The sequence below is a fragment of the Streptomyces europaeiscabiei genome (assembly GCF_001550375.1).
Lineage (GTDB): Bacteria > Actinomycetota > Actinomycetes > Streptomycetales > Streptomycetaceae > Streptomyces > Streptomyces europaeiscabiei.
This window is the reverse complement of record NZ_LRTR01000688.1, coordinates 55,903-80,502: the sequence shown is the minus strand read 5'-3', so window position 1 is coordinate 80,502 and position 24,600 is coordinate 55,903. Positions and strand designations below refer to the sequence as shown.

Sequence of the window (24,600 nt, the reverse complement as noted above, 5' to 3'; positions counted from 1 at the left end):
GCGCTTGAGCATGCGCAGCGCGCGAAGGGGCCCGTCCACCTCATGGTGGACGGGCCCATCTGCTGCGGGTTTTCCTCCGCTGTGTCGTCCGTCAGGACGGGGACAAGATCGCGCGTGTCCACAAGCCCGTCTGCACCGCGACCGAGGAGGCCGCACTCGACCGGTTCGTCGAGTTCGCCGATGCCTGGGGCAGGAAGTACCCGGCGATCATGCGGCTCTGGGAGAACACGCGGGGTGAGTTCACGCCGTTTCTCCGTTTCGACACCGAGCTCCGCGGCATCGTCTTCACGACGAACGCGATCGAGTCCGTCAACGCCAGGATCCCGCGGGCAGCCAAGGCCCGCGGGCACTTCCCCTTCTCCGTCCTGGCCATGTGCCCGCCAAGTCCCTTCCCTCCTCGACGCGCTGAACGCCGCGTGAGGCGCGACCGACGACGCCCGGATCCGGGACATCACCCAAGCCCTGCCGCCGCGCTGGGCGGGCCGCCTCCTCAAGGCCCACGACGGTGCCTCGAACAAGGGGCTCGGCAGAGCCGGCGCCGTCGGCGGTGTCCGTCGGTAACACCCGGGACCAGCCGCTCTCCCGGCGAGTGGGTCGGCCGGCGGCCCGCGCCCGGCCGGTGACTTCACCGCCGCCCTCCACTGCGCGCTGTGGGACGCGGTCGCGGCCACCGGCTGAACCGGCGGACACCGTCCCGGCGGCGCACGTGACGTCGGCCTTCATGACCCGTTGTGGTCGTGAAGGCCGACGTCGTGTTCGGGGAGGGTGTCGGTGTCGTTGCGCGCCAGGGAGATCGACTCTGGTCTTGCCCTCTCGCGGACAGTGGCACCTATGGCTATTTGCTGCACATGAGCGGTCACAAGCAATGCATCGGAGCGCCATTTCGAGGCTCCCCCGTTCAGTACCGAAACAACAGGCGTTCCGGCCATGGGTACTTCGTAGGGTCCTCGCACCGGCGGCGAGGGCAGCGCCCGAGCCGCGCAGTGACCCGGAGGAGATGCTGTTATGGGCAATGTGGAGATTTCCCTGAAGGAGATCATGACGTCGGTCGAGGGCGCGCTAGGGGCTGCGCTGGTCGACTACACCAGCGGCATGGCGCTGGGCACGTTGGGGGGAGGCAAGGACCTCGACCTGACTGTCGCGGCGGCGGGCAACACGGACGTGATCCGTGCCAAGACCCGCACCATGGAACACCTCGGACTCAAGGGGGCGATCGAGGACGTGCTGATCACACTCGGCAGCCAGTACCACATCATCCAGCCGCTCAAGGGCCGTGGCGGCAATGGGCTGTTCCTCTACCTCGTGCTCGACCGGGCAAAATCGAACCTGGCGATGGCCCGTCACCAACTCAAGCGCATCGAGGGTGAACTCGAGGTATAGAAAGCGCTGCGGTTCACGGCTTCGCACGCCCATGAGTTGAAGATTTCTGCAACTGGACATATCCAGATCAGGTCAATCCCATGGGTGTGCGAGGCCGGATCCACGAGGATGAGTCCGCACCTACCGCCTGCGGTGGCACACAGGGCCGCCGTGCCCAGAAAGAGCCGTCACGCGCCAGGGAGTGAGCGATTCTCATGCAGGTCCCCCTCTACCAGGCCAAGGCCGAGTTCTTCCGCATGCTCGGGCACCCGGTACGGATCCGGGTCCTCGAACTGCTGCAGGGCGGCCCTCTCGCCGTACGCGACCTGCTCAGCGAGATCGAGATCGAACCGTCCAGCCTCTCCCAACAGTTGGGCGTGCTGCGCCGGTCGGGGATCGTGGTCTCCATCCGGGAGGGCTCCACCGTCAGCTACGCGCTCGCCGGTGGTGACGTGGCCGAACTGCTACGCGCCGCCCGCCGGATCCTGACCGAACTGCTCGCCGGCCAGAGCGAGCTGCTCGCCGAACTCCAGCAGGCGGAGATGCAGCCGGCGCTGACCCCCGGCGGAGCCGAACCACGCCCCTGACCCCCGGAGGGTTCTGTGGCCGACGTGGACCGGCCGGACACCTCGTGGGCGTCCGTACCGACGGTCAGCCGGCCGCCGATCGCCGTGTCGAGGGCGTCGCCGTCCACGCGCCGCAGTCCCGGTACACGGTCGCCTCACCGGGTTCCCTGCAGGGCCGGTCCGGATCGGGCAGCGGGTGCCCGCAGTGGACAACGAGGCCGGTGCCGGGAGTGCGGCTGCCGGGGCCGGCGCACCTTGGCCACTCCTCCTCGCCGACGTGAGTCGCGACGCCGCAGAACTGCCTTGCGTGGTTAGCCTTGACCATGCCCACTCAAGCGCAGTCCGGGACAGGAGAACCCACGAAAGACTCGTCGACGGCACCCAGTGAGGATCTCGCCGCCGCTCTTCGCGCGGTGGGCGTCGAGTTCGACGACTCGCCGCTGACACGGGCTCTGTACTCTTCCGACGCGAGCCTGTACCGCGTCGTCCCGTCCACCGTCGTGCGGGCACGGAACGCCGAGGACGTGATCGCGACCCACCAGGTGGCGAGTGAGCTGCGGGTTCCGGTCACGATGCGGGGCGCGGGCACCAGCATCGCCGGCAACGCGGTCGGCAGCGGCATCGTCGTCGACACCCGTCGGTTCGACCGGGTACTCGACATCGACCCGGTCGCACGTACGGCCCGCGTGGAACCGGGCGTGGTGCACGCGGACCTGCAGCGTGCGGCAGCGCCCCACGGGCTGCGCTTCGGACCGGACCCGTCCTCACACAGCCGCTGCACGATCGGCGGGATGATCGGGAACAACGCCTGCGGGTCGCGGGCCCTTGGCTACGGGCGGACGGTGGACAACGTCGAGTCGCTGCGCGTGCTGTACGGCAACGGCGAGCTGGCCGTTGAGCAAGGCGGTCGGCCCGGCGGTACCACCGCCAGGCGCCTGGCGGCCGTCGGGGACGCGAATCTGCTCCATCTGCGTACCGAGTTCGGCCGCTTCGGCCGCCAGGTCAGCGGATACGGCCTGGAACACCTGCTGCCCGAGCGGCGCCGCATCGAACGGTTCCTCGTCGGCAGCGAAGGGTCGCTGGCCACGGTCCTGGAGGCGACCGTCCGTCTGGTCGACGACCGGGTCGAGCGCAGGATGCTGGTGCTCGGATACCCGACGATGGCCGACGCGGCCGATGCGGTACCGGCGCTGCTTGCCGCCGTGCCGGGCCGGCTCATCGCGTGCGAGGGCATGGACGCACGCATCGTCGATCTGGTGCGCGAGAAGGGATCGCCTGTTCCCGACCTGCCGAGGGGAAGTGGCTGGCTGTTCGCGGAGGTGGCCGGCGAGGACGCGCCGGATTCGGTGCGGCGGCTCGTCGCCGCCGGCGCCGCCCTGGACAGCAGGCTGATCGACGACCCTCGCGAGGCGGCCGCGCTGTGGCGTATCCGTGAGGACGGCGCCGGGCTGGCGGGCAGGTCGCTGTCGACGCCGGCGTACGGCGGATGGGAGGACGCCGCCGTACCGCCGGATCACCTTGGTGCGTGGCTGCGTGACTTCGAGGCACTGTTGCGAGCGCACGGCCTTCAGGGCATTCCGTACGGGCACTTCGGCGACGGCTGTATCCACTGCCGCATCGACTTCCCCTTCCAGCCCGGCGACCCCGCTTCGGCCGGGGTGTTCCGCGAATTCATGACGGCCTGCGCGACACGGCTGCGCGACTACCGCGGCACGCTGTCCGGAGAGCACGGTGACGGCCGGGTCCGCGGCGAGCTGCTGCCACTGATGTACGACGAGGCTTCCCTCACCCTGTTCCAGCAGGTCAAGGCGGTCTGTGACCCCGACGGCATCCTGAACCCGGGCATCATCGCCGACCCGGTTCCGATCACCGACGACCTGCGCCCGGTGCGTCCTCAGGCGCCGGTGCGTTCCGGTCTGCGGCTGGTGCACGACGCCGGAGACCTCGGGGCCGCGGTGCATCGCTGCACCGGCGTGGGGACGTGCGTGGCGCCGAGGACCGCCGGGGTGATGTGCCCCTCCTATCTCGCCACGCGGAACGAGCGGGACTCGACCCGCGGCCGCGCCCGGGTGCTTCAGGAGGCGCTCGACGGTGGACTGCTGCTCGGTGGTCTCCGGGACCCTGCCGTCACGGAGGCACTCGACCTGTGCCTCGCGTGCAAAGGCTGTGCGAGCGACTGCCCCAGCGGTGTCGACATGGCCACGTACAAGTCCGAGGTGCTGCACCAGCGGCACGACGTCGCCGGGGTGAGGCGACCGCGGTCGCACCTGTTCCTCGGACAGCTCCCGAAGTGGGCCCGGCTCACCGCGCCCCTGGCGTCGGCGGCCAACCTGCTCCTGCGCGTCAAGCCGTTCGCCGGCCTGGCCAAGTGGGCCGCCGGTATCGACCACCGGCGGTCCGTGCCGAAGTTCGCCTCCCCCACCCTCAGGAAGGCGACGCACGCGTCCCGCACCGCGGACGCGTCGGCCGACGTGTGGATCTGGGCCGACTCCTTCACCGACCACTTCTTCCCGGAGTCGGGCCTGGCGGCGATCCGGTTCCTGGAGTCGCACGGCCTCGCGGTCCGCGTCATCCCGGAGGACGCCTGCTGCGGCCTCACCTGGATCACGACCGGTCGGCTCGACCACGCGCGGAGCATCGTGAGCCGGACGGTGCGGACGCTCGCGCCCTACATCCGCGGCGGGATCCCGGTGATGGCGCTGGAGCCGTCCTGCCTCGCGTCGCTGCGCAGCGACGCGCGAGAGCTGTGCGACGCCCAGGAGGTGGACGTGGTGGCCGCGGGGGTACTGAGCTTCGCGGAGCTGGTCGAGCGCCTCGACCTGCCTCTGCCGGACCTGACCGGTGTGGAGGTGGTCGCGCAGCCTCACTGCCATCAGAGCGCGGTCATCGGCTGGGACACCGACCGGCGTCTGCTGGAAAGGGCCGGCGCGACCGTCACCAAGGTGCAGGGATGCTGCGGCCTGGCCGGTAACTTCGGTGTGGAGAAGGGGCACTACGAGGTCAGCGTTGCGGTCGCCGAGACGCACCTTCTGCCGGCGGTGCGAGCGCACTCGGACGCGGTGTTCCTGGCGGACGGTATGTCCTGCCGCGTCCAGCTCGACGACCTGGCCGACGTGTCGGCCCAGCATCTGGCCGAACTGTTCGCCTCCCGCGTCTGAGGCCGGGCCCCGGCTGCCTGCGCCGACATGACGCGGCGGCCGTCCGATCCCGCCGAAACGACCGCCGGCGGTCGGGGGGAGCGGTCGTATCCGTGGGATCCGTCTCCCCAGGACGTCTCCAGGGCGTCCCCAGGAAGTCGGTACGTGCTGCGGGAAGTTCCCCGATCATCCTGACGACGTTGCACTCTGAGTGGATCAATATCTGTACTCGTGAGGTGAGAGTTTGGCGGACCCTGTAGTGAGAGTTTTTGCCGCGATGGGCAGAGTGGAATTATGTAACGTGCGCAGCCCCTTGCAGCGTGCTACTCTGATGTCAGTTGCAGTTGTGGTTCCCAAAACTTCAAGTGCCTCACACGGCTCCAGTCGGTGGGAGCGCTTTTGTATTTCCGGCCATTTCCGGACGGGGTAATCATCGCGGCGACACGGAATCTGCACAGTGCGGATTCCGATGTACTGCCCCCCCTCAAAGGAGATATGGCATGGCTGCTGGCACCGTGAAGTGGTTCAACGCGGAAAAGGGCTTCGGCTTCATCGAGCAGGACGGCGGCGGACCCGACGTGTTCGCCCACTACTCGAACATCGCCGCCCAGGGCTTCCGTGAGCTGCTCGAGGGCCAGAAGGTGAACTTCGACATCGCGCAGGGCCAGAAGGGCCCGACGGCCGAGAACATCGTTCCGGCCTGACGCGCACGTTTGTAGCTGGGGCCCGCATCCTAGGGGTGCGGGCCCCAGCTACAAGCATTTCCCGCAGTGGTGTGACCGGCGGGACGACGCGGAGGAATCCGCATTCTTACCACACGCGGCCCCTCCTTCGGGATGCATGCGCATCCTGAAGAACTAGGCCGCACCGGCGCCCGAGTCCTACGCCTCCAGCGCCTCACTCATTTCAGCACCTGCGCCCGCGCGGATTCTCGTCCGGCCAGCTGTGCTTTATTTCGCTATCGGTTCATACTTGTAATTCTCCATGCCGCTCATCGCTGCGGGAATTCCTTGATATGTGCCACATCGAGGAAGGTTCCGCATGAACCGCACACGTACGAACAACCGCTCCGCCCGCACCCGCAATGGCAGTGCCGACGCCGGCAGGGGCGGCAGCCGTTTCAGCTCGCAGGCGCCGCGCCGTTCCGGTGCGCCTGCCCGTTCCGGTGGTTACGGCCGCCGACCCGCCGCGGTGCAGGGTGAGTTCGCTCTCCCCGAGACGATCACCCCCCCGCTGCCGTCCGTCGAGGACTTCGCCGAGCTCGCCATGCCCGAGCAGCTTCTGGCCGAACTCGGTAAGCAGGGGGTGACCGCGCCGTTCCCGATCCAGGGCGCGACGCTGCCGAACTCTCTGGCGGGCCGTGACGTTCTGGGGCGCGGACGCACCGGTTCCGGCAAGACCCTCGCCTTCGGCCTCGCCCTGCTGGCCCGCACCGCTGGACAGCGGGCTGAGCCTCGCCAGCCGCTGGGGTTGATCCTCGTACCGACGCGGGAGCTGGCCCAGCAGGTGACCGACGCGCTCACTCCGTACGCCCGCTCCCTCAAGCTGCGGATGGCCACGGTGGTGGGCGGAATGTCGATCGGCAAGCAGGCCGGCGCGCTGCGAGGCGGGGCAGAGGTCGTCGTCGCAACCCCGGGCCGGCTGAAGGACCTCATCGATCGTGGCGACTGCCGATTGAACCGAGTCGGCATCACGGTGCTGGACGAGGCCGACCAGATGGCCGACATGGGGTTCATGCCGCAGGTCACCGCGCTGCTCGACCAGGTGCGTCCGGAGGGGCAGCGGATGCTGTTCTCCGCCACCCTGGACCGTAACGTCGACCTGCTGGTGCGCCGCTATCTGACCGACCCCGTCGTGCACTCGGTCGACCCGTCGGCCGGTGCGGTCACGACGATGGAACACCACGTCCTGCACGTCCATGGCGCCGACAAGCACGCCGCCACCGTGGAGATCGCCGCCCGCGACGGCCGCGTGATCATGTTCCTGGACACCAAGCACGCCGTCGACCGGCTGACCCAGGACCTGCTCAACAGCGGGGTACGGGCCGCCGCGCTGCACGGCGGCAAGTCGCAGCCGCAGCGCACCCGCACACTTGCGCAGTTCAAGACCGGGCACGTCAGCGTGCTCGTCGCGACCAACGTCGCGGCGCGCGGCATCCACGTCGACAACCTGGACCTCGTCGTCAACGTCGACCCGCCGACCGACCACAAGGACTACCTCCACCGCGGTGGCCGTACCGCCCGTGCCGGAGAGTCCGGCAGCGTGGTCACCCTCGTCACACCGAACCAGCGTCGCGGCATGGTCCGCCTCATGGCGGACGCCGGTATCCGGCCGCAGACCACCCAGGTCCGTTCGGGCGACGAGGCCCTGAGCCAGATCACCGGCGCCCAGGCCCCGTCCGGCATCCCGGTCGTCATCGCGGCACCGGTGGTCGAACGCCCCAAGCGCAGCACCTCCTCCCGCGGCCGCCGCCGCCCCGGTTCGACGACCCGGCGCGCGCCCGTACGCCAGTCCGGCTACGACGCGGCGGCCTAGAACCTTCGTGATCAGGAAGCTGACCCATCTCTGCAGGAGGCACCTTTTGACGTTGGTTCAGATGCAGCCCCGCCCGGCGGGCGCCAACCTCGTGCAAAGGACGGCGGTGGAGCTCGTCGACGCGGCCGGACCGCAGGTCTGTGACGACATGAGCGTCGAGGTGGCCCTGGCCGTCATGACCGCCGCACGCACGGGTCGACTGGTCGTCTGCGACCAGGACGACCAGTACACCGGCCTGGTCACCCGGAGCGAACTCACCGCCGTCCGCGACAGTTCCGCGTACACGGACCGCGTCCGCCTGCGCGACATCCTCGACGTCCACGGATCGTTCACCTCACCCGTGACCACGAGGGACGAAGGCGAGTACGCGAAGCGCTACCTCCGGCTCGGTGTCCTGCCGGTCGTCGACATGCAAGGCAGTGCCCTCGGCGTCGTCGGCCTCTCCCACTGAACCGCATCACCCCCTTGGTCGGACCCTCCACCTATCCTTTGTGAGGCCTCATGCGCTGCGTCATCGCCCGCTTTCCCTTCGAGCTCACCAAGAGCGGCGTGCTGGAATCGATGAAGGGCATCAAGCCCGAACCGGGCTCCGGCGAGACCGTGACCATCGGCCGCCGTCACTACCCCGTCAAGCAGGTCGGCCAGGTCATCACCCGTCAGGACCGTCGTGACTTCACGGCCGGCGAAGTTCTGCGGGCCATGGCTCAGCTCGGCTTCACCTGCCGCACCCTCCCCGAGGCCGCACCCGTGAGCCTCCTCAGCCCGCTCCAGCAGGCCTCCGCGATGCTCGGCACCTCTGTGTCCGTCTGATCGAGGAAACAGGCACGAACCGACCCCTCGGCAGCAGTGTGGGCCCGACCGGCGTTTCGCCGGTCGGGCCCACACTGCTTGCAGTGGATTCCCGCCGTTGTGGTTGCTCAGTGGTCGGAGTAGCTGAAGTCGCCCATGGTCCAGGCGCTGACGTCCTCGATCGCAACCCGGTACATCCCGCCCGTCTCGGGGATGCCCACCGTGCCTTGCAGGATCCGGGCGACATGGAAGTGCAGATGCGTAGGTGGCCCGTTCTTCGTGGGAGTGTCGAAGACGGCGGAGAACTCGCTCAAGCGGTCCGAATCCATGAGCACATCCGACACCCTCTGCCTCCACACTGCTTCAGGGGCCAGCCGACCGGTGATGACAGCACCACCGGTGACCACGGTCAGGGACATCTGATTGCTCTGCCCGGACTCCACCAGGGCGGCGACGTCAACGAGCAGCTCGTCAGGCTTCGACATGAGCCAGATTATATTCGCCAACCGCCTCGCTGCTTCAGCGGTCGCGCAATTGAGCAAGGCGGTCACTCACGGCCTTGCCGCCACAGGCCCGCGGACGACCGCGGTGGCGCGGCGAGGCGCTCGACCATGAGCCGGCCGACACGCCCGGCGCCGCCGTTCAGTTCAGGGGCGCGCGGTCGACTCCAGTGCGCAGCGGCCGCCGCCCTCGCCGCCGTCGTGTGGCGGTGGGGAGGGCGTACCGCGGCCACTGCCTCGGAATCCGAGCCGCGGCCGGACTCGGGGACCACGATCGACGATGTACGGCAGGAGCCGGAGAAGGTCCGGAACTACTGGACGCCCGAGCGGCCTGGGTGCCGGATACCTGAGCCCGGAGTCCCTTGGGATGTCACCGAGTCGTGAGGCGTCAGTCCTCCGCGGGCATCACGCGGGTCACCTTGCCGTCGGTGTCGGCCTCCAGGTATCCGGACCGGTTGTACTCGTCGCTCAGGTAGATCGCGATCCCGGCCGGGGTGCCGAAGATGTCGTTGGGCTGTCTCACCAGCAGGTATCGGTTCTCAGGATCGGCGACGTTGAGCTTCTTCGTCGCCTCCTTGAGGAGTGCGGGAACCTTGTCCCAGTCGAAGTCGTCGAGGCTGACGGGCTGTTCGCCGCCGGCGAGGGTGCCCTTGATGATGCCTTTCTCCACCCCCTGCCCCGGACGGTAGGTGTAGGTGTCGTACCTCGTGTCACTGCCCTCGACCATGAGCTGGGCCGACACGTAGTCCGGGTAGACCGAGAAGTCACCGAACATGTCTCGGTCCGTCTCCTTCTCGAACGCCTTGATCGCGGTGCGGATGCCGTCCGGAGTCAGCATGTCGCCGGTCTCCGCATCCTTCGGCTGCTGGGTCGCCGGGGCGGCGTCGGCCGGTGAGACGGTCGACTTCGGGGCCGAGGCGGTGGCCGAGGCGCCCGCGTCCGAGGCACCTGTGTCCGAGTCGCGGGTGTCGTCTCCCAAGGGCAGCAGCCACCACAGCAGGATCAGGGCACCGGCGAGCGAGGCTCCCGTCGCGCTCATCAGGACGCCGAGGCGCGGTGCGCGTCGGCGTACCGGCCCTACGGGGGCGGTCACCGGCTGATACGGAGCCCGCCCCGGCGGTGCCTGGAACGGCGGCGGGCCGAATCCGGCGGTGGTGGCACGCGCCGGGGCGGGAGCGCCTTTGCCGACCCCGAGGGAAGAGGGCGGCGAGGGGGTGACGCCGGACGGGGCGAACCCGGTCGGAGAGGTGAAGCCGCCCGAGTGTGGCGGGGTCGGGTGGGTGGAGGGTGACGGCGGATTCAGCGGATACGAGGTGGGCTCGTCCCACACCGCCGGAGCGGCCGGCCCCGACTCGATCTCGGCAAGCCGCAGGTCCAGTGCGGCTGCCGACGGCCGCGCTGCCGGGTCTCGCACGAGCACGCTCATCAGGACGTTGCCCAGGGCACCGGCGCGCACCGGCGGTTGGACGTCGTCGTTGAGGACCGCGGCGAGGGTGGCCAGGGTGGTGCCGCGGCGCAGCGGATGGTGGCCCTCCACGGCGGTGTACATCATCATCGCCAGCGACCACAGGTCGGAGGCGGATCCGCCCTCGTGCCCCGATATGCGCTCCGGGGCCATGAAGTCGGGCGTACCGATGACGGAGCCGGTGGCGGTGAGGCCGGTCGTCTCGCGGATCGCGGCGATACCGAAGTCGGTGAGGACGGGACGACCGTCGGGGCGCAGCAGCACGTTGGCAGGCTTGACGTCCCGGTGCTGGATACCGGCGTCGTGCGCGGCGGTCAGTGCGCCCAGCACCTGCCGACCGATCCGCGCCGCCTCGACCGGCGGCATGGGGCCCTGGGCCAGCCGGTCGGCCAGCGAGCCACCGCTGACCAGTTCCATCACGATCCACGGGTAGGTGCCGTCGCCGCCGTCGACTATGTGGTGGATGGTGACGACGTTCGGATGGTCGATGCGGGCCAGGGCCCTGGCCTCGCGCAGCACCCGCTCGCGCAGCGTCCGCGCGCCGTCGGGGTCGTACTCGGCGAGGTCCCGGTCGGGCGGGCGGACCTCCTTGACGGCCACGAGCCTGTGCAGTGCCAGGTCCCTGGCCCGCCAGACCGTCCCCATCCCGCCACCGCCGAGACGGCTCTCCAACTCGAAGCGCCCGTCGACGACTCGTCTTCCGGGTCCTCTGTCGTCCTCGTTCATGGGCGGGAGCATAGTTGGCGTCAGCGACAGCCTTCGCCGCCCCGTGGACCAGCCGGACCGGCGGCCCTGGCTTCGGGGCGAAGCGCAGGTCGGTTCAGCGCACAGGCCGCGAGGCGGCATGCCGTCGCCCCGGCCCCGGCGACTCGGTGCCGGCGGCCCAGCCCCTCAGGAGGGCCACCGACTTGACGCCGGGCCTGGCGGGCGCCCGCTCGGTGATCGGTGTCAGGGCACTCGGTGGTGCCTACCACTAGACATCCGATCTATCAACCGGCGACGATGATCGCGCCTGGAGCAGGTGTCGGGCGTAACTACCAGTTCTCCGTGAAAGAGCCGATGTATGAGTCAGGAAATCTTACTGTGATCAATGAATCCGAACCGCAGCGACGGAGCATGCTCAAGTTCGGCGGTGCCCTCGCCTTCGCACCTTTGATCACTCAGTTGACCGGAGGCACCCCCGTGGGGCAAGCCGTCGCCGCAGGGGCCGACGCGTCGGCCGCCCTCCAGTGGCCGACCCTTTCGCGCAAGACGCTGAAGTACCGCGTTCCCGCCGCGGACTGGCAGTCGCAGGCCCTGCCGATCGGCAACGGCCGACTCGGCGCCATGCTCTTCGCCGATCCCGACGAGGAGCGTATCCAGTTCAACGAACAGAGTCTGTGGGGAGGGAGCAACAACTACGACAACGCTCTCGCCGGCAAGCCGGACAGTGAGTTCGACACCGGCATGACCGGCTTCGGTTCGTACCGGAACTTCGGTGACGTCGTCGTCACCTTCGCTTCCCGTTCGACTCCGAAGGTCACGGCCCCGGGGGGACCGTACAGCAGCTCGTCGTCGGAGGGTGTCGACAAGACGTACGACGGTGCCTCGGCCACCAAGTGGTGCATCGAGGGGCCCGGTGCGAAGGTGCGGTGGCAGGTCGAGCTGCCCGATCCCGTGGTGGTCGCGTCGTACCGTCTGACGAGTGCCAACGACGTGCCGCAGCGCGACCCGCAGGAGTGGACCTTCTCGGGTTCCGCCGACGGCACCACCTGGACCACGCTGGACAGCCGCACTCTGGAGGCACCCTTCGAGAACCGCTTCCAGACGAGGGAGTACACCTGCGCCGACCGCGCCGCCCACCGCTTCTACCGGTTCGACTTCGTCCCCAAGGCAGGCGTCAGCCACTTCCAGGTGAGCGAGATAGGGCTGGCCGGCGTCGACCTCGGCGGGGCCGGTTCGATGTACCTGTCGTCGCCGAGCGGGCATTCCCAGGGATCCGGAGCCGCGAGCGGGTCCAAGGCCATGGGCATCTCCAACGCGGTGGACGGCGATCCGGCCACGGTCTGGCGGGTCGACTCCGCCGCACCGGCGGTCGTCTGGCAGGCCGACCTTCCTCGCGCGGTCGTCGTCACCTCGTACGCGCTGACCTCGGCCCCGGACCGTCCACGTGAGGACCCCCGAAGATGGCTCCTTGAGGCTTCGCAGGACGGGCGTACCTGGACGACCCTCGACACGCGAAACCGCCACGAGCCCTTCGCCGGCCGCAGCGAGAGACAGACCTTCCAGGTCACCAACAGCACGGCCTACCGCGTCTACCGACTCACCCTGATCCCGGACGCGTCCTCGACCGGCCTCCAGATCGCGGAGATCGCGCTGGCAGGCGAACGCTTCGACACGCGCACACAGCGGGCGATCGTCGACTATCAGCGCAGCCTCGACTTCGCGCAAGGTGTCCACGTCACCCGCTTCGGCGCGCCGGGACGCCGCGTCCTGCGCGAGGCCTTCGCCGGCCGGTCGGCGGACGTCATGGTCTTCCGGTACACCTCGGACAGTGCCCGGGGCCTCTCCGGAGCGATCTCGCTGACCTCCGGACAGGACCAGGCTCCGACGACCGTCGACGCCCGCGCCCGGCGGATCGCCTTCACCGGTGTCATGGGCAACGGCCTCAAGCACGCGTGCGCCGTCCAGGTCGTGCACACCGACGGCGACTTCAGCGCGGACGGATCGACGCTCCGGTTCAGCGACTGCACGACCCTGACGCTGCTCCTCGACGCCCGTACCGACTACAGGCTCGACGCCGCCGCCGGATGGCGCGGGGCCGATCCGGAGCCGATCGTCGCGAAGACGCTCGACAAGGCGGCCCGCCGGCCCTACGACAAGCTGCGCGCCCGGCACACCGCCGAGACGCGGGCTCTGATGAACCGTGTCTCGGTCGCCTGGGGCACCTCCGACCCGGACGTCGTCGCCATGCCGACCGATGTCCGGCTGGCGCGTTACGGGGCCGGTGGGGCCGACCCGACCCTCGAACAGTCGATGTTCGACTACGGCCGCTACCTGCTGATCAGTTCCTCCCGCCCCAACGGCCTGCCCGCCAACCTCCAGGGCCTGTGGAACGACAGCAACCAGCCTGCGTGGGCCTCCGACTACCACACCAACATCAACATCCAGATGAACTACTGGGGCGCCGAGACGACGAACCTGTCGGAGTGCCATGAGGCACTGGTCAGGTTCATCGAGCAGGTGGCGGTGCCCAGTCGCGTGGCCACCCGCAACGCCTTCGGCAAGGACACGCGAGGCTGGACCGCCCGCACCAGCCAGAGCGTCTTCGGCGGCAACGCCTGGGAGTGGAACACCGTCGCGAGCGCCTGGTACGCCCAACACCTCTATGAACACTGGGCGTTCACTCAGGACCTGGACTTCCTCCGTACCCTCGCCCATCCGATGATCAAGGAGATCTGCGAGTTCTGGGAGGACCATCTCAAGGAGCGCGAGGACGGACTTCTCGTCGCGCCGGACGGCTGGTCCCCCGAGCACGGGCCGCGCGAGGACGGCGTCATGTACGACCAGCAGATCATCTGGGACCTGTTCCAGAACTACCTCGACTGCGAAGCGGTACTCGAGGCGGACCCCGTCTACCGGGACAAGGTCGCGGACATGCAGGCACGCCTCGCACCGAACAAGATCGGCAAGTGGGGCCAACTGCAGGAGTGGCAGGAGGACATCGACAGCCCCACCGACATCCACCGCCACACCTCGCACCTCTTCGCGGTCTACCCGGGTCGCCAGATCACCCCGGAAACAAGTGACTTCGCGGCTGCCGCCCTCGTCTCGCTCAAGGCTCGGTGCGGCGAGAAGGAAGGCGTCCCGTTCACGGCCGCGACGGTGTCCGGCGACAGCCGCCGCTCCTGGACCTGGCCCTGGAGGGCAGCCCTCTTCGCCCGCCTCGGTGACGGGCAGCGCGCCCAGATCATGCTGCGCGGACTGCTGACCTACAACACGCTGCCCAACCTGTTCTGCGACCACCCGCCCTTCCAGATGGACGGCAACTTCGGCATCTCGGGCGCGGTGGCGGAGATGCTCCTGCAGAGCCACGAGGGAGTCATCCACCTCCTGCCCGCGCTCCCGGACGACTGGAAGGCCAAGGGCTCCTTCACCGGTCTCCGTGCCCGCGGCGGCTACGAGGTCAGCTGCGAGTGGCGGAACGGCAAGGTCACGTCGTACGACATCGTGGCCGACCGGACGCGGAACCAGAAGAAGGTCACCGTGCGAGTGAACGGCACCGACAGGAAGGTGAAGCCGACCAAGCCCTGACGGCGTCACCGCCGCGCCGCGCCGCGCCGCCGCCACCACCGCAGCAGTGGGGCGACAAGCGTCCACCGCCTGGTACGCGCGCCACGGGGCGTCGGCCGGGCTGGTTCCGGCATCCAGCCCGACCATAGGGGCAGGCAGGCAGGCAGGCAGGCAGGCAGGTACGGGGAGGGGAGAACCAGCCTGCGGGGTGTGGGGTGGGGTTCAGCGGGTTTTGTGGCAGGTCCTACGTGGTGCTGCTCAGCGACCCACTGCCGGGTTTCTGATCTGGTCGCGGGCCGGCGTCTGGGGCCGACTGTGGGACGCGGACCTGTATCAACTCGACGACGCAGGTCTCCATGACGTCCGCCCGTGTCATGCTCGACTTCGCCCAAATGCGCGCCGAAGTGGGGGCGGACACACAGGTCCGCGCCCCGTGACCGAGGCGAGCCCGGGTTTCGGGATGCACGTCCTGGTCCTTCGGGAGGTTCGGAACGGCGCAATGGCGATGCGTCGGGCCGCAGCCCGTTTTCTGCCGGTGGAGGGTCACTCGACGGCGTTGTCCAGATGACTGATGACGGCCGGCACGTCGTCACTCTCGGTGCTCCGGATCAGCTGCAGGGCCGGTCGGACGACGCCGGCCGGTCGCGCTATCAACCGTGCGAGCACGGCGGCCCGGATGTCGAGCCGCTCGATGGTGGCCTCACGCTCCTCTTCGTTCTGGCCGGCGAGCAGGACGGCGTTGTGCCACGCCTCCTTGCGGGACTGACGGACACTGAAGTCGAGGATCTGCTCGTCGGTGCGGGCTCCGACCCGATCCAGCAGGGACATGAGCGGCGACAGGGCGCCGACCGAGTCCTGCACCGTCAGGGCCACCCGCGCAAGGATGTCGTTGATCAGCAGGAAGTCGCGCTGCAGCGCGTGGATGGCCTCGCCTGGGCTGGTCCGCGCGGCGGCGATGGCCAGGTCGAGATTGATGTGCGCGTTCACGCCGAGCAGCAGGTGCTGGACGATGACGGTGTCGGCGTCGTCGAGCAGCCCGAATGCCTCGCGCCAACAACGCGGCCCGCTCCGGTCCTGACGCCAGGCGTCGTACGCGTCGAAGTAGCGGTTGCCGAAGAAGGTGTCGAAACGGTCCATTCGGGCGCCGTCGTCGAACAGCCCACCGTGAATGGCCGCGCGGACCTCAACGGTCACCTGTCGGTACAGTGCCGCGAAAAACCCCACTCGGTCACCGGTGCGGCCGGCCTCCCGCACGACCCCGGCAAGCCCGTCCACGACATCGTCGATGTTCTCTGCCCTCATGCCCAACTCCCCATCTGTGCGCGTTCGTTCGGCCCACGCTCTGCTGCTTCCCGCAGTGCCGATCACGGCCCCGTTCTACCACCGCACCCCGGGGAGGGGCCCCGCCCTGCACGCGGAGAACGGGACTGCGTGGCGGGCTCGGCGGCGGTCAGACCGAGGGTGCGGTGGTGGGCCCCGTCGATGGAAGAGGCGAAGGAGAGTCGACAGAAGAGGCGAAGGAGAGGCCCGGCAAGGCGCGGCGGGTCGCCGTACCTCGGCGCCTGCCCGGTAGACGGCGACGACCGCGGCCTCGGCTGCCGGGTTCGAACTGTCGTGCGATGGCCTGTCTTCAGAGATCATCGGCGGGTGGGCCATGGTCGCGTGAGAGTCTGCCCTGAACTTCCACACCAGTTGGGGAGGCGTCAGATCATCGGCGTAGGGGCGGCAGTTCACGAGTCACGACAGCGTGCTCGACACCCAGGGACGGGCCATGCGCGGTCAGCGCAAGACCTGGACCGCGTACAGCGCGCCGACGCCCGAGGCGAGGGTGCCGAGCAGGAGCCGAAGCCAGGTCTCGGGCAGCAGCGGCTGGAGACGGGCGCCGACGTAGCCGCCGACCAGGCCCCCGGCCCCGCAGGACAGGCCCAGCATCCAGTCGGGACCGATGTCACCTGTGGTGGCCAGGGAGAGTAGCGCGTAAGTGAGCGCGCCGACGACGGACGTCACGAACGTGGAGGCCAGAGCGGCGGGTGCGACGGTGGCCACCGGTGCTCCGCGGCCGACGAGGACCGGGCCGAGCAAGGAGCCGCCCCCGATCCCGTAGATGCCCCCGGCTACGCCGACGGCCAGGGCCAGCGATATCGTCGCGCGGGGCGACGGCCGGCGGATGGCGCGGGCCGGTGCCGGGCGCAAGGTCCGCAGCCACAGCCACAGGCCGAGCGGCAGCAGCAGCGCGGCGATGAGCAGCCGGAAGACCCGCGGGCCCGGCACGGCGAAGACACGGATCACTGCTCCGACGACGACGCCGGGCACCGTACCCGCGATGAGCAGGCGGGTCAGCGGGCCACCCAGGCGCCCTGCCCGCCAGTAACGCAGGAGTGCGCCGGGGCCGGCCACGACGTTGTACAGGAGATTCGTCGGGGTCACCGCCGGGCTCGGCACGCCCAGGACGCTGACCTGCACAGGCAGCAGGAAGACCGCTCCGGAGACGCCCACGGGCGAAGTGGCCACCGATATCAGGAGCCCCGCAACGAACCCGAGCAACCCTGTCGACCACGCCACCACAGCCCCCTTGACAGATCACCACCCCGATAAACGCCCCGGAGCCGGGTTCCGAATCGGGTGCATCCTGTTCGGGTGCATCCTTTTCGGGTGAACCTCGCCCCCGGCCCGATCCAACCGCCTCCCCAGACAATGGACAACCGCCGTCCAGCGTGCGGAAAGGGAGGGGCATCGGGGTGATGACGGTGAAGTGGATGTCGGCCGGTCAGTGGCCACCGGCATGGTCGGGGTGGGCGCCGCTCGCGGCGTTCGCAGTGCCGGTTCCGGGTGTCGGGTCCGGGTTCGGCAATATGTCGGTGCGGACGGGTCGGGCTGCGGCCTCCGGGCAGTGATGGCCGTGGTCATCGGTGGTGTTCTGTCCGGCGCCATCATCCGCATCATCCGCACCGCCGGGCGCCGGACGGGTTCTGCACAGCCGTTCTGCGGCACGTCAGCCGCCGGTGACTGTGGCGTGGGGATCCGTCGACGTGGAGGGCGAAGATGGTGGGGCGGGCGTAGCGGCCTGTGGTGTCGAGGTCGAATCGGGCGCGAGCGAGGGCCCCGCCCTGGTGGCGAGCGTGTGGCCGGATCGTCGACTTCGCTGAGGGGCGGCCGGGCCGACGCTGACGCGGGCGGGGCATGGGGAGATCGGGGAAGCCCCTCCGGTTCACCGTGACGCTCCGGTCCGTCAGGCCGCGCCGCCTCCACTCCCGCCCGTCGGCCGGTGTTCCCAGAGTGTCTCCCCCTGGACCTCCATGACGACGGTGCCGGCGCCGTTGGTGAGGGTGCCACGGCTGCGGACCACCGCGGTGCCGTCGTCGCGGGGACGGATCTTCAGGATCTCCATCGTGCCGTGCAGCGCGTCTCCGGGCCGGACCGGAGCCCGCATGCGCAGGGAGCTGATCTCCCGGCCCGCGATGACGGCGGCACGGGAGAAGACCGAGTCCACCACGAGACGTTGCAGGATCGCCGCGGTGTGGAAACCGCTGGCGATGAGGCCCCCGAAGCGGCTTCCCGCTGCCGCGTCCTCGTCGGTATGCAGGGGAAGCGGGTCGAAGCGGCGGCCGAAATCGAGGATCTCCTCTTTGGAGACCTTGGCGCTGCCGAGGTCGAACACGGCCCCGGGCCGAAGGTTCTCGGCGTACAGCACGGTCCTCACCGTCGGCCCGTCGTCGGGACAAGCCCTGCCGGGCGCTGATGGGGTGTGTACCGGTGGAAGTGCGTGCCGAGGTGCATAAGGGTCTCCGTTCGTCCTGTCGTGGCGGTCAGTCGAGTTCCGTGACGAACCGCCGGAGGAGGCGGCTGAACGTCTCGACGTCTTCGTCCGGCCATCGGCCGAGTCGTTCCTGCAGCGCCTTGCGCTGGTGCTGCCTGACGCGGGCCAGGCGGTCGCGACCGGTGTCGGTGAGTTCGAGCAACTTGGTCCTGGGTCGCGACGGATGCGACACCCTGCGCAGCAAGCCGTCCTCTTCCAGTTGGGACAGCTGGCGGCTGACGGTGGACTTCTCCAGGCCGTACCGCTCCGCCAGATCGGAGGCGGTCGGCTGGGGGGCGGTGCGTACGTACGACAGCATCGTGTACGCGACGAAGGAGAGGTCGTCGTACATGTTGTTCGCCCGTGTCCTGGAATTGCGGGAGAACAGGATGATCGACTCATGGATCGCATCGAGGGGTTCGTCCCGGGCTGCCATGACGCCATCCTGGAGTTGTGCGATACAACTGTCAAGGTTGTATCGCACAACTCTGGTCTCTTCGCTCTCCTCCGAGGACTGGCATCCCGAGCCTGCCGTGCCCTCGACCTCGCCCCGAAACGGTCCAACGCCGCCGGCCGAGGCCGGTGGTGCGGTGCGCCGGGCACGACGGCCGTGAGGTGCGGCGCCTCAACACCATGGACGCCTCCGGCGGGATCCGCCGGTCCTCAGCCCGGCCTGTTCAGGCAGGGGCAGGTGGCCGAGCAGGAACCGGCGAGCCCGTCTCAGGTCAGCTGACGACCCCCTTCTGTCGGCGTCGCGGCACTTGTTGCCGTAGACCACGAACTCACCGCGCGAGGTCTGGGTGAAGGTCCGGGTGCGTCCGCCGGAGCCCCGGCGAAACCGACGGTGTTCGCGCCCTTGGTCAGGTGCACGGGTAGCGCGGGTAGGGAGAGGGCGCGGTAGGTGGTGGCCGAGTCGGTCGGCGGGAAGTTGAACAGCATCGCCGCGCGCGTGGCGGCCGCGGCAGCTCATGGCTACCACCGTGGGCGATTCGGCCGTGACCGGGCCCGCCAGCCACGGCCCGGCTGCGGTCCGGCGATGTGTCACGCGTGGGGTGCGTCGAACCGGTGGACCTGGCGCACGGCCGCGACGGACGGAACCAGCCCGCTGATGGCCAGGGTGGTCACCGTGGGAGGCCACATGCCCACGGCGCGCTGCTGATCGTGACTGTGCGACGAAAGAGCACTGCCGCTCCCGTCCTTCCCGGCCTCCGGACCTCCGGTGCGGACCTGTTCCGCCGTCATGAGCGCGGTCGCGGTGGTCGGCGGGCCGATGTCCGCACTCGCGGCGGCCATCAGCCGGGCGGCCGAGGGTGCGTCGGTCTCCGGGGGGATCACAAGAAGGTTCCAGGGTCCCGCGGTGTAGGACAACAGCAGGATCGCGTGCGGGTCCAGCTCCGAGGTGAACCAACCGACCTTCACCACATGGCCGTTGACGAAGATTTTCGGCGGGAGGATCGGCCAGTGGCGGGGGTTGACCGCGATCCGGGTGATCCGTCCCCACAGCGGATCCAGCACGTCCGCCAGGGCGGTGAGCTCACTCGGCAGGTCACGTGAACGGGGCCACCAGGCGCCGTCCACGTCGGCGGGCCCTGCGAAGGGGCCCTCGGCCTTGAGCGCGAGGCGCGCGGACGGGGCCCTGAAGGGAACGGGCCGTAGAGGGAGATTCGGGGTGCTCGCGGACATCGCGCGAACCTGTCTCCGGACCTCTGCGCAAGGGCAGCCGTCCGGGGTCGTCGCTCACCGGGAACGACGTCGGCATCGAAGCCGGTGTGCGAAGTGCCCCCGGTGAACTCACGCTACTCCCCGAAGGGGCCGGGCGTACCGTTCGTGGACGCCGTTTCACTTTCGGCGGCGGCCGTCACCTCTGCGGGCCCGGCCGTCGCCTCTGCGGACCGGCCGTTCTCCGCGGACCGGCTGGCCTCCAGCCACGACCGGGCGGGTTCCGCGGGGCGGGTGGTGTCCACGGTGAGGTCGAGCCGGGTCCCGCCGTCGGGGCCCGCGGGGTAGCTGCGCTGTTCGGTGGCGTCGAAGCACCGTCGGAGAACCTCCGCGACCCGACGGGCCACCTCGGGCGAGGCGGCGACGACGCGGACCTCGGCGTGACCGTCCGAGGGAGTTTCCATGGACCGCATGGCGACCTCGGAGTTCGATGTGCCCGTCTGAGGCAAGCTGGATCTCTCACACCCTGGATCTCTCACACTACTGCGTCGGCCTGCTGTGTCGGCCTGCTGCGTCGGGCACCGCAGAGCCCGGGGGCGACCTGGCGGGCTCCCCGGCCGCTGTCGGCGAGGGAGTACCGTGAGAACGAGGAATCCCCTCGGACCCCTTCGTTCCCCGTAGGCAGGCGAGTGCGATGGTCGAATCCGACTCCCCGCGGGTGACCAGGCTGTTGCCGGACGCCGTCCACCAGGGCGTGCGGCCCGGTACGGCGGTCGTACGACTGGAGACGAAGCACGACCGCCGCGGCGTGCTCGACGGGGTGTGGTGGCCTCGGTCCCGCGACATCGCCGCCGAGCTCCCCAGCCTGATCACTGCGCTGACCGGATACCTAGGGCCCATCACGCGAGTCGGCCTGGACACCGGTGCCTGGGAAGCGCTGCCGACGCGGATGACCATCGACGAGCGCGTCGTCCACATCGACTCCTTCCCGGCCGGCGACGACACCGTCCTCATCACCCGGGGCGAGCAGGATCTCTTCTCCCTCCTCGTGGTTCCGCCCCACGCGACGCCCGACGCCGCGCGCGCCGCCATGGCTGACGTCCGCGCCGGTAGTGGGAGGTGTGCCGAACAGATCCTCATCGACACCGGCACCGAGCGAGCGGGCCCGAGCCGACGGACATGAGCGAGCGTCGCCAGGGAACGAGCGGGCGTGCGCAGTTCGGGCTCATGTGCCTGGTTCGAGCCTGATCGGTCCCCGGGGCGGCGATTCCAGGGAGGGGCGCAGAGGACCGTCTGTGCGTTGCCCGTGCCGTTCGTTGGACCAGTCCGAGGAGTAGGCTCAAGGTACCGAGGATATTTCGCGCACCGGCTTCCAAGCTCGTGTCGTTTTCGGCGATCGAATATTCCGGGCCGGTAGACCGGCCCGGGGCAGGGTTCGCGCCATGACCGCGACCATTTCCTTCCCGCCGGCAGCCAGAGCCGATGACCTGCTCTCCTCGCCCTCCCTCCGCCTGAAGCTGGCTGGCGTCCGTCCGGCACCGGCCCTGCTGGACGGCGCCTGGTGGCCCCGCTCCCGGGATCTGGCGGCGGAACTCCCCTCCCTGACCGCCGTACTGGACCCTCTGTGGGGGCGGATCACCCGGATCACGGTCAACCCCATCCACTGGCCGGTCGTTCCACGCCATGTGCCCGTCGCCGGGCACGTGGTGAAGGTGGGCTGGTTCCTGCCCGAGCAGGACCCGCACGAACTGTTGCTGCTGTCGTACCGCACGGGCCGCTGGAACCTCCTGGTGATCCCGCCCCGGACGCCCGCCCTCTCGGCAGCCTGGCTGATGGCCGCCGCGAGCGACCCACTGGGCACATCGACCGCGAGCCGGTTGATGGAGGAGGCGGAACGCCGACGGACGGTGTACGAGGCCGACCGGGCGCTGGAAGCGGTCTGGGACTACGAAGGGGGACATGAGCCCCGGGCTTCGGTCGTACGTTCGCGGCTTCCGGCCGCGGCAGCCGCGAGGCCGCATCAACCGATGGGAAGGTGAGAACCGTGGAGACATTCGTGACCATGATCGTGATCAGCGCGATGATCATCCTCGGGGCGTTCCTCATCCACCGGCTCAACTCCCAGCACAGCGACCGCATCGCCGCCTTCCACTACGGTCACTCCGGGACGCATGTCGCGGGACCGGCTCCCTTGGGTTCACGTAAGGCCCGTGGCTGGGCGGCGACGACCGGCACCGACAGTCACCGCTACCGCCGCGACGGCGGACGCGGGCAGTTCCACCCCCGGCGCCGCCGCACCCAATAGGGCAGGGTGTGTGTCCCGTCGTTCCGCCAGGCTCGCCCGGTCCGTCACCGAACGGGCCGGGCGGGCCTGCCGGGCCAGGGTCGACGGAGCCTGCCAGGGCCAGGGTCGACAGAATCCGCAGAACGGCACGCAAGCATGAGTCCCCGGCCGCGTAGCAGCGCACATGACGGGCCGGGGCCCTTCCGTGGCTTCCTGCGGTTCCCGTCGATGGCCGGGTACGGCTGACGCCTTCTACCAGGCCATGCGCACTGCCATGGCCCGGCGGCCGAGTACGGCGGACCAGGCGCAGGGGCCTGGCCGCGACGCGCTTCGCGAGTTCCGTCACCTCGGGCTGCGGCAGGACCGGACGGGGGCTGCGGCCTCGGAATCGGCGCCCGCTGCCCCAGCGCGGCACGGATTGTATCCGTTATGGAGGTGGGGAGCCGCGCCCAAGGGCTGCCGCACGCCTGCTCCTCGTGTCGCCCGCGTGATTCCGTCGTCCGGCACGACCGACATCGCGGCTGGCCTACGGACCCGGCCTACGGACCCGGCCTACGGACCCGGCCTACGGACCCGGCCTACGGACCGGACCCACGTCATGCGACTACGCCGCGCCCGCAGCCGCCCGCCAAGGCCTGGGCGTGCCGCAAGGCCGCCCCCGGCGAATTCGCGCCTGCCGACCGCATCCCCGCACACGGCAGCCGGCGCGGACGCCGACGTCTGCGAGATGCCCCAGTCAGACGCCACATCGCCTGATCTCTCCATGTCCTGCAGAAGTGCGGTCAGTTGGTGGCGCCTTGGCGATTGGTCGCTACGCATTCATGGGCGCGATCGGCATACCATCGAACCTGCACGGAAGGTGATCGTGCGCGGGGGACGAGGGGGGACCACGTAATGGTGGGAGCCGACTGGGCGCTCTTCGTCGTGAGCCTGGTCTTTTTGGGTCTGCCGGCGGTGTGGATCGCGTTGCTGCTCGTGCTGGGGTGGTCGGAGAATGGGTGGGGCAACCGCATCCTGAGAGTTCTCGGCGCGTTCTGCCTGGTCGCGACAGCTGTCTCACTGGCCTGGTACCTACCGTCGCGGAACGTCGAGTGCCGCCAGAACCCGACGTCCAGCGCATGCGTGCCCATCGAGGCCCCCTGATCCACCGCGTCATGCGCCCTCGGATACACCGACCAGGCCCCATGGGCCCACGCGAGCCTTGGCGGATGCTTCGCCCGCGGGGTCATGTAGCTCCCGGTGCGAGGGGGAGAGACCCTCACTGTGGAGAGGCTGAACCGCAGACTGAGTAGGGGGCGGCCGGACACCACCTGGTGCCTTCCTCGGACTCGGCCGAAGGTGTGACAGAAGACCTGGTCAGGACAGGTGTTGGCGTACGGCCGTAGCCACGGTGAGACGGTCGTGGCCGGCACCGGTCGACCATTCGCTGCCCTCGGCAGCGGCATCCCGGCCAGGGAGCGACAACAACCGGGTAATGTCGATCTGCCCCTGGTCGAGCCCTCTGTGCAGAGATTCGTGCCCGCGGCGCTGTTCCGGCGCGAGCCCAAGGTCGACCAGCGGCCTTCGAGCTGTTCTTCTGCTTCTGTGACGGGGCGCAGGATCAGACGGACGCCGCCTATAGGGCCGGTGGCGGGTGTCGAACGGCAAGCTCGCCTTGTCGTTCGACCGTCAGGGAGCGAACGGAACGCGTATCCGTAGCGTCTGAGATGCATGAACGTATCGCGCCAAGCCGCTCTTCTGCTCCTGAGTGCCGGGCTGTTGCTCTCGGGGTGCTCGTCCTCGTCCGACAGTCCGGGCGGCGAGGGGTACACCGGCCCCACCCTGCCTGCCCGCACCGTCGCGGAGGGCAAGTGGCAGGAAGGGCCGGCCAAGCCCAAGCAGCACAAGCCGTATCCGTACGACATCAATACGCACTGCGGAATCAAGTGGCTGCATTTCGGCGGCCGTTGGTGGGTCCTCGACTCCGTGTTCCCCGGTGTCGAGCAGGTGAAGGGGGAGCCGCCCTCGCGCGAGAGCGAGAGGCTCGCCGGTTACATGACTCTGATCGGCCCGGATACCGCCAACTTCGACGCCGTCCAGATGCCCACGATGCAATTCGTACCGGCCGAGGATGAACCGCCGGGCTGCGCCTAGGCCGAAGGGCGGGGCCTTGCCGGGAAAGCGCCGGCCGCCCTCGTCCTCCTGGCGGCGGGGTGCACGGGGGCAACCGGGGAAGGTCTGACCTGGGGGAGCGGTCCT

At 69.5% G+C, this 24,600-nt stretch carries 20 protein-coding genes and 3 pseudogenes; 15 read left to right on the top strand and 8 right to left on the bottom strand.

Going from position 1 to position 24,600, the window contains the following annotated elements; translation table 11 throughout:
• Positions 1-56: 56 nt before the first annotated feature.
• From AWZ10_RS55935 to AWZ10_RS34455, 8 genes and pseudogenes are all read left to right on the top strand, one after another.
• A pseudogene (locus AWZ10_RS55935) lies at positions 57-356 on the top strand (transposase); the annotation flags it as partial.
• Positions 357-1,005: 649 nt separating this feature from the next.
• The gene (locus AWZ10_RS34485) at positions 1,006-1,380 is read left to right on the top strand and encodes a roadblock/LC7 domain-containing protein (RefSeq protein ID WP_046705342.1); all 375 of its coding nucleotides are present in this window, start codon (positions 1,006-1,008) and stop codon (positions 1,378-1,380) included.
• Between the two features lie 194 nt (positions 1,381-1,574).
• The gene (locus AWZ10_RS34480; protein ID WP_046705341.1) at positions 1,575-1,946 is read left to right on the top strand and encodes an ArsR/SmtB family transcription factor; all 372 of its coding nucleotides are present in this window, start codon (positions 1,575-1,577) and stop codon (positions 1,944-1,946) included.
• A gap of 302 nt (positions 1,947-2,248) precedes the next feature.
• Positions 2,249-5,083, top strand: a complete 2,835-nt coding sequence (locus AWZ10_RS34475) for an FAD-binding and (Fe-S)-binding domain-containing protein (protein WP_060892971.1) — start codon at positions 2,249-2,251, stop codon at positions 5,081-5,083.
• A gap of 479 nt (positions 5,084-5,562) precedes the next feature.
• Positions 5,563-5,766 (top strand): cold-shock protein, encoded by a 204-nt coding sequence (locus AWZ10_RS34470; protein WP_030664939.1) that lies wholly within the window; start codon positions 5,563-5,565, stop codon positions 5,764-5,766.
• A gap of 337 nt (positions 5,767-6,103) precedes the next feature.
• Complete coding sequence (locus AWZ10_RS34465; RefSeq protein ID WP_060892970.1) at positions 6,104-7,597, top strand: DEAD/DEAH box helicase; 1,494 nt, start codon at positions 6,104-6,106, stop codon at positions 7,595-7,597.
• Between the two features lie 46 nt (positions 7,598-7,643).
• On the top strand, positions 7,644-8,048 hold the full coding sequence (locus tag AWZ10_RS34460) for a CBS domain-containing protein (RefSeq protein ID WP_060892969.1): 405 nt from the start codon (positions 7,644-7,646) through the stop codon (positions 8,046-8,048).
• Positions 8,049-8,098: 50 nt separating this feature from the next.
• Positions 8,099-8,407, top strand: a complete 309-nt coding sequence (locus AWZ10_RS34455; RefSeq protein ID WP_046705337.1) for an SCO5918 family protein — start codon at positions 8,099-8,101, stop codon at positions 8,405-8,407.
• A 107-nt stretch (positions 8,408-8,514) separates the two neighbouring features.
• Here the strand turns inward: AWZ10_RS34455 and AWZ10_RS34450 are convergent, their stop codons facing one another.
• Together AWZ10_RS34450 and AWZ10_RS34445 are read right to left on the bottom strand one after the other, a co-directional pair.
• Positions 8,515-8,871, bottom strand: a complete 357-nt coding sequence (locus AWZ10_RS34450) for a hypothetical protein (RefSeq protein ID WP_037697129.1) — start codon at positions 8,869-8,871, stop codon at positions 8,515-8,517.
• Positions 8,872-9,274: 403 nt separating this feature from the next.
• The gene (locus tag AWZ10_RS34445; RefSeq protein WP_060892968.1) at positions 9,275-11,077 is read right to left on the bottom strand and encodes a serine/threonine-protein kinase; all 1,803 of its coding nucleotides are present in this window, start codon (positions 11,075-11,077) and stop codon (positions 9,275-9,277) included.
• Positions 11,078-11,434: 357 nt separating this feature from the next.
• Here AWZ10_RS34445 and AWZ10_RS34440 point away from each other — a divergent pair, with 357 nt between their 5' ends.
• Entirely contained in the window at positions 11,435-14,644 is a 3,210-nt protein-coding gene (locus tag AWZ10_RS34440; RefSeq protein ID WP_060892967.1) for a glycosyl hydrolase family 95 catalytic domain-containing protein, read from the top strand.
• Positions 14,645-14,900: 256 nt separating this feature from the next.
• Positions 14,901-15,095: pseudogene (locus tag AWZ10_RS55930) on the top strand (IS5/IS1182 family transposase); the annotation flags it as partial.
• A 71-nt stretch (positions 15,096-15,166) separates the two neighbouring features.
• Here AWZ10_RS55930 and AWZ10_RS34435 read toward each other — a convergent pair.
• From AWZ10_RS34435 to AWZ10_RS34410, 6 genes and pseudogenes are all read right to left on the bottom strand, one after another.
• Positions 15,167-15,925: a DUF5995 family protein gene (locus AWZ10_RS34435; protein WP_046704019.1), complete on the bottom strand. Its 759-nt coding sequence runs from the start codon at positions 15,923-15,925 to the stop codon at positions 15,167-15,169.
• Between the two features lie 477 nt (positions 15,926-16,402).
• On the bottom strand, positions 16,403-17,185 hold the full coding sequence (locus AWZ10_RS34430) for a sulfite exporter TauE/SafE family protein (RefSeq protein WP_046704055.1): 783 nt from the start codon (positions 17,183-17,185) through the stop codon (positions 16,403-16,405).
• A gap of 667 nt (positions 17,186-17,852) precedes the next feature.
• The gene (locus AWZ10_RS34425) at positions 17,853-18,314 is read right to left on the bottom strand and encodes a MaoC/PaaZ C-terminal domain-containing protein (protein ID WP_060892966.1); all 462 of its coding nucleotides are present in this window, start codon (positions 18,312-18,314) and stop codon (positions 17,853-17,855) included.
• Between the two features lie 115 nt (positions 18,315-18,429).
• Positions 18,430-18,855: a MarR family winged helix-turn-helix transcriptional regulator gene (locus AWZ10_RS34420; protein ID WP_046704021.1), complete on the bottom strand. Its 426-nt coding sequence runs from the start codon at positions 18,853-18,855 to the stop codon at positions 18,430-18,432.
• Positions 18,856-19,460: 605 nt separating this feature from the next.
• Positions 19,461-20,102, bottom strand: coding sequence for a DUF5994 family protein (locus AWZ10_RS53105; protein WP_052769553.1), 642 nt, complete (start codon positions 20,100-20,102; stop codon positions 19,461-19,463).
• A 206-nt stretch (positions 20,103-20,308) separates the two neighbouring features.
• Positions 20,309-20,551, bottom strand: a pseudogene (locus AWZ10_RS34410) (hypothetical protein); the annotation flags it as partial.
• Between the two features lie 221 nt (positions 20,552-20,772).
• Between AWZ10_RS34410 and AWZ10_RS34405 the strand changes: the two are divergent.
• The 5 genes from AWZ10_RS34405 (at position 20,773) to AWZ10_RS34385 (ending at position 24,495) form a co-directional block, all read left to right on the top strand.
• Complete coding sequence (locus tag AWZ10_RS34405; RefSeq protein WP_046704022.1) at positions 20,773-21,261, top strand: DUF5994 family protein; 489 nt, start codon at positions 20,773-20,775, stop codon at positions 21,259-21,261.
• A gap of 259 nt (positions 21,262-21,520) precedes the next feature.
• Complete coding sequence (locus AWZ10_RS34400; protein ID WP_046704023.1) at positions 21,521-22,117, top strand: DUF5994 family protein; 597 nt, start codon at positions 21,521-21,523, stop codon at positions 22,115-22,117.
• A gap of 5 nt (positions 22,118-22,122) precedes the next feature.
• Positions 22,123-22,383 (top strand): hypothetical protein, encoded by a 261-nt coding sequence (locus AWZ10_RS34395; protein ID WP_046704024.1) that lies wholly within the window; start codon positions 22,123-22,125, stop codon positions 22,381-22,383.
• An 873-nt stretch (positions 22,384-23,256) separates the two neighbouring features.
• Entirely contained in the window at positions 23,257-23,505 is a 249-nt protein-coding gene (locus tag AWZ10_RS34390; protein ID WP_046704025.1) for a hypothetical protein, read from the top strand.
• Positions 23,506-24,072: 567 nt separating this feature from the next.
• Positions 24,073-24,495 carry a hypothetical protein gene (locus AWZ10_RS34385; RefSeq protein WP_046704026.1) on the top strand — a complete coding sequence of 141 codons (423 nt, stop codon included), beginning with the start codon at positions 24,073-24,075 and terminating at the stop codon, positions 24,493-24,495.
• The last annotated feature ends 105 nt before the right edge of the window (positions 24,496-24,600 follow it).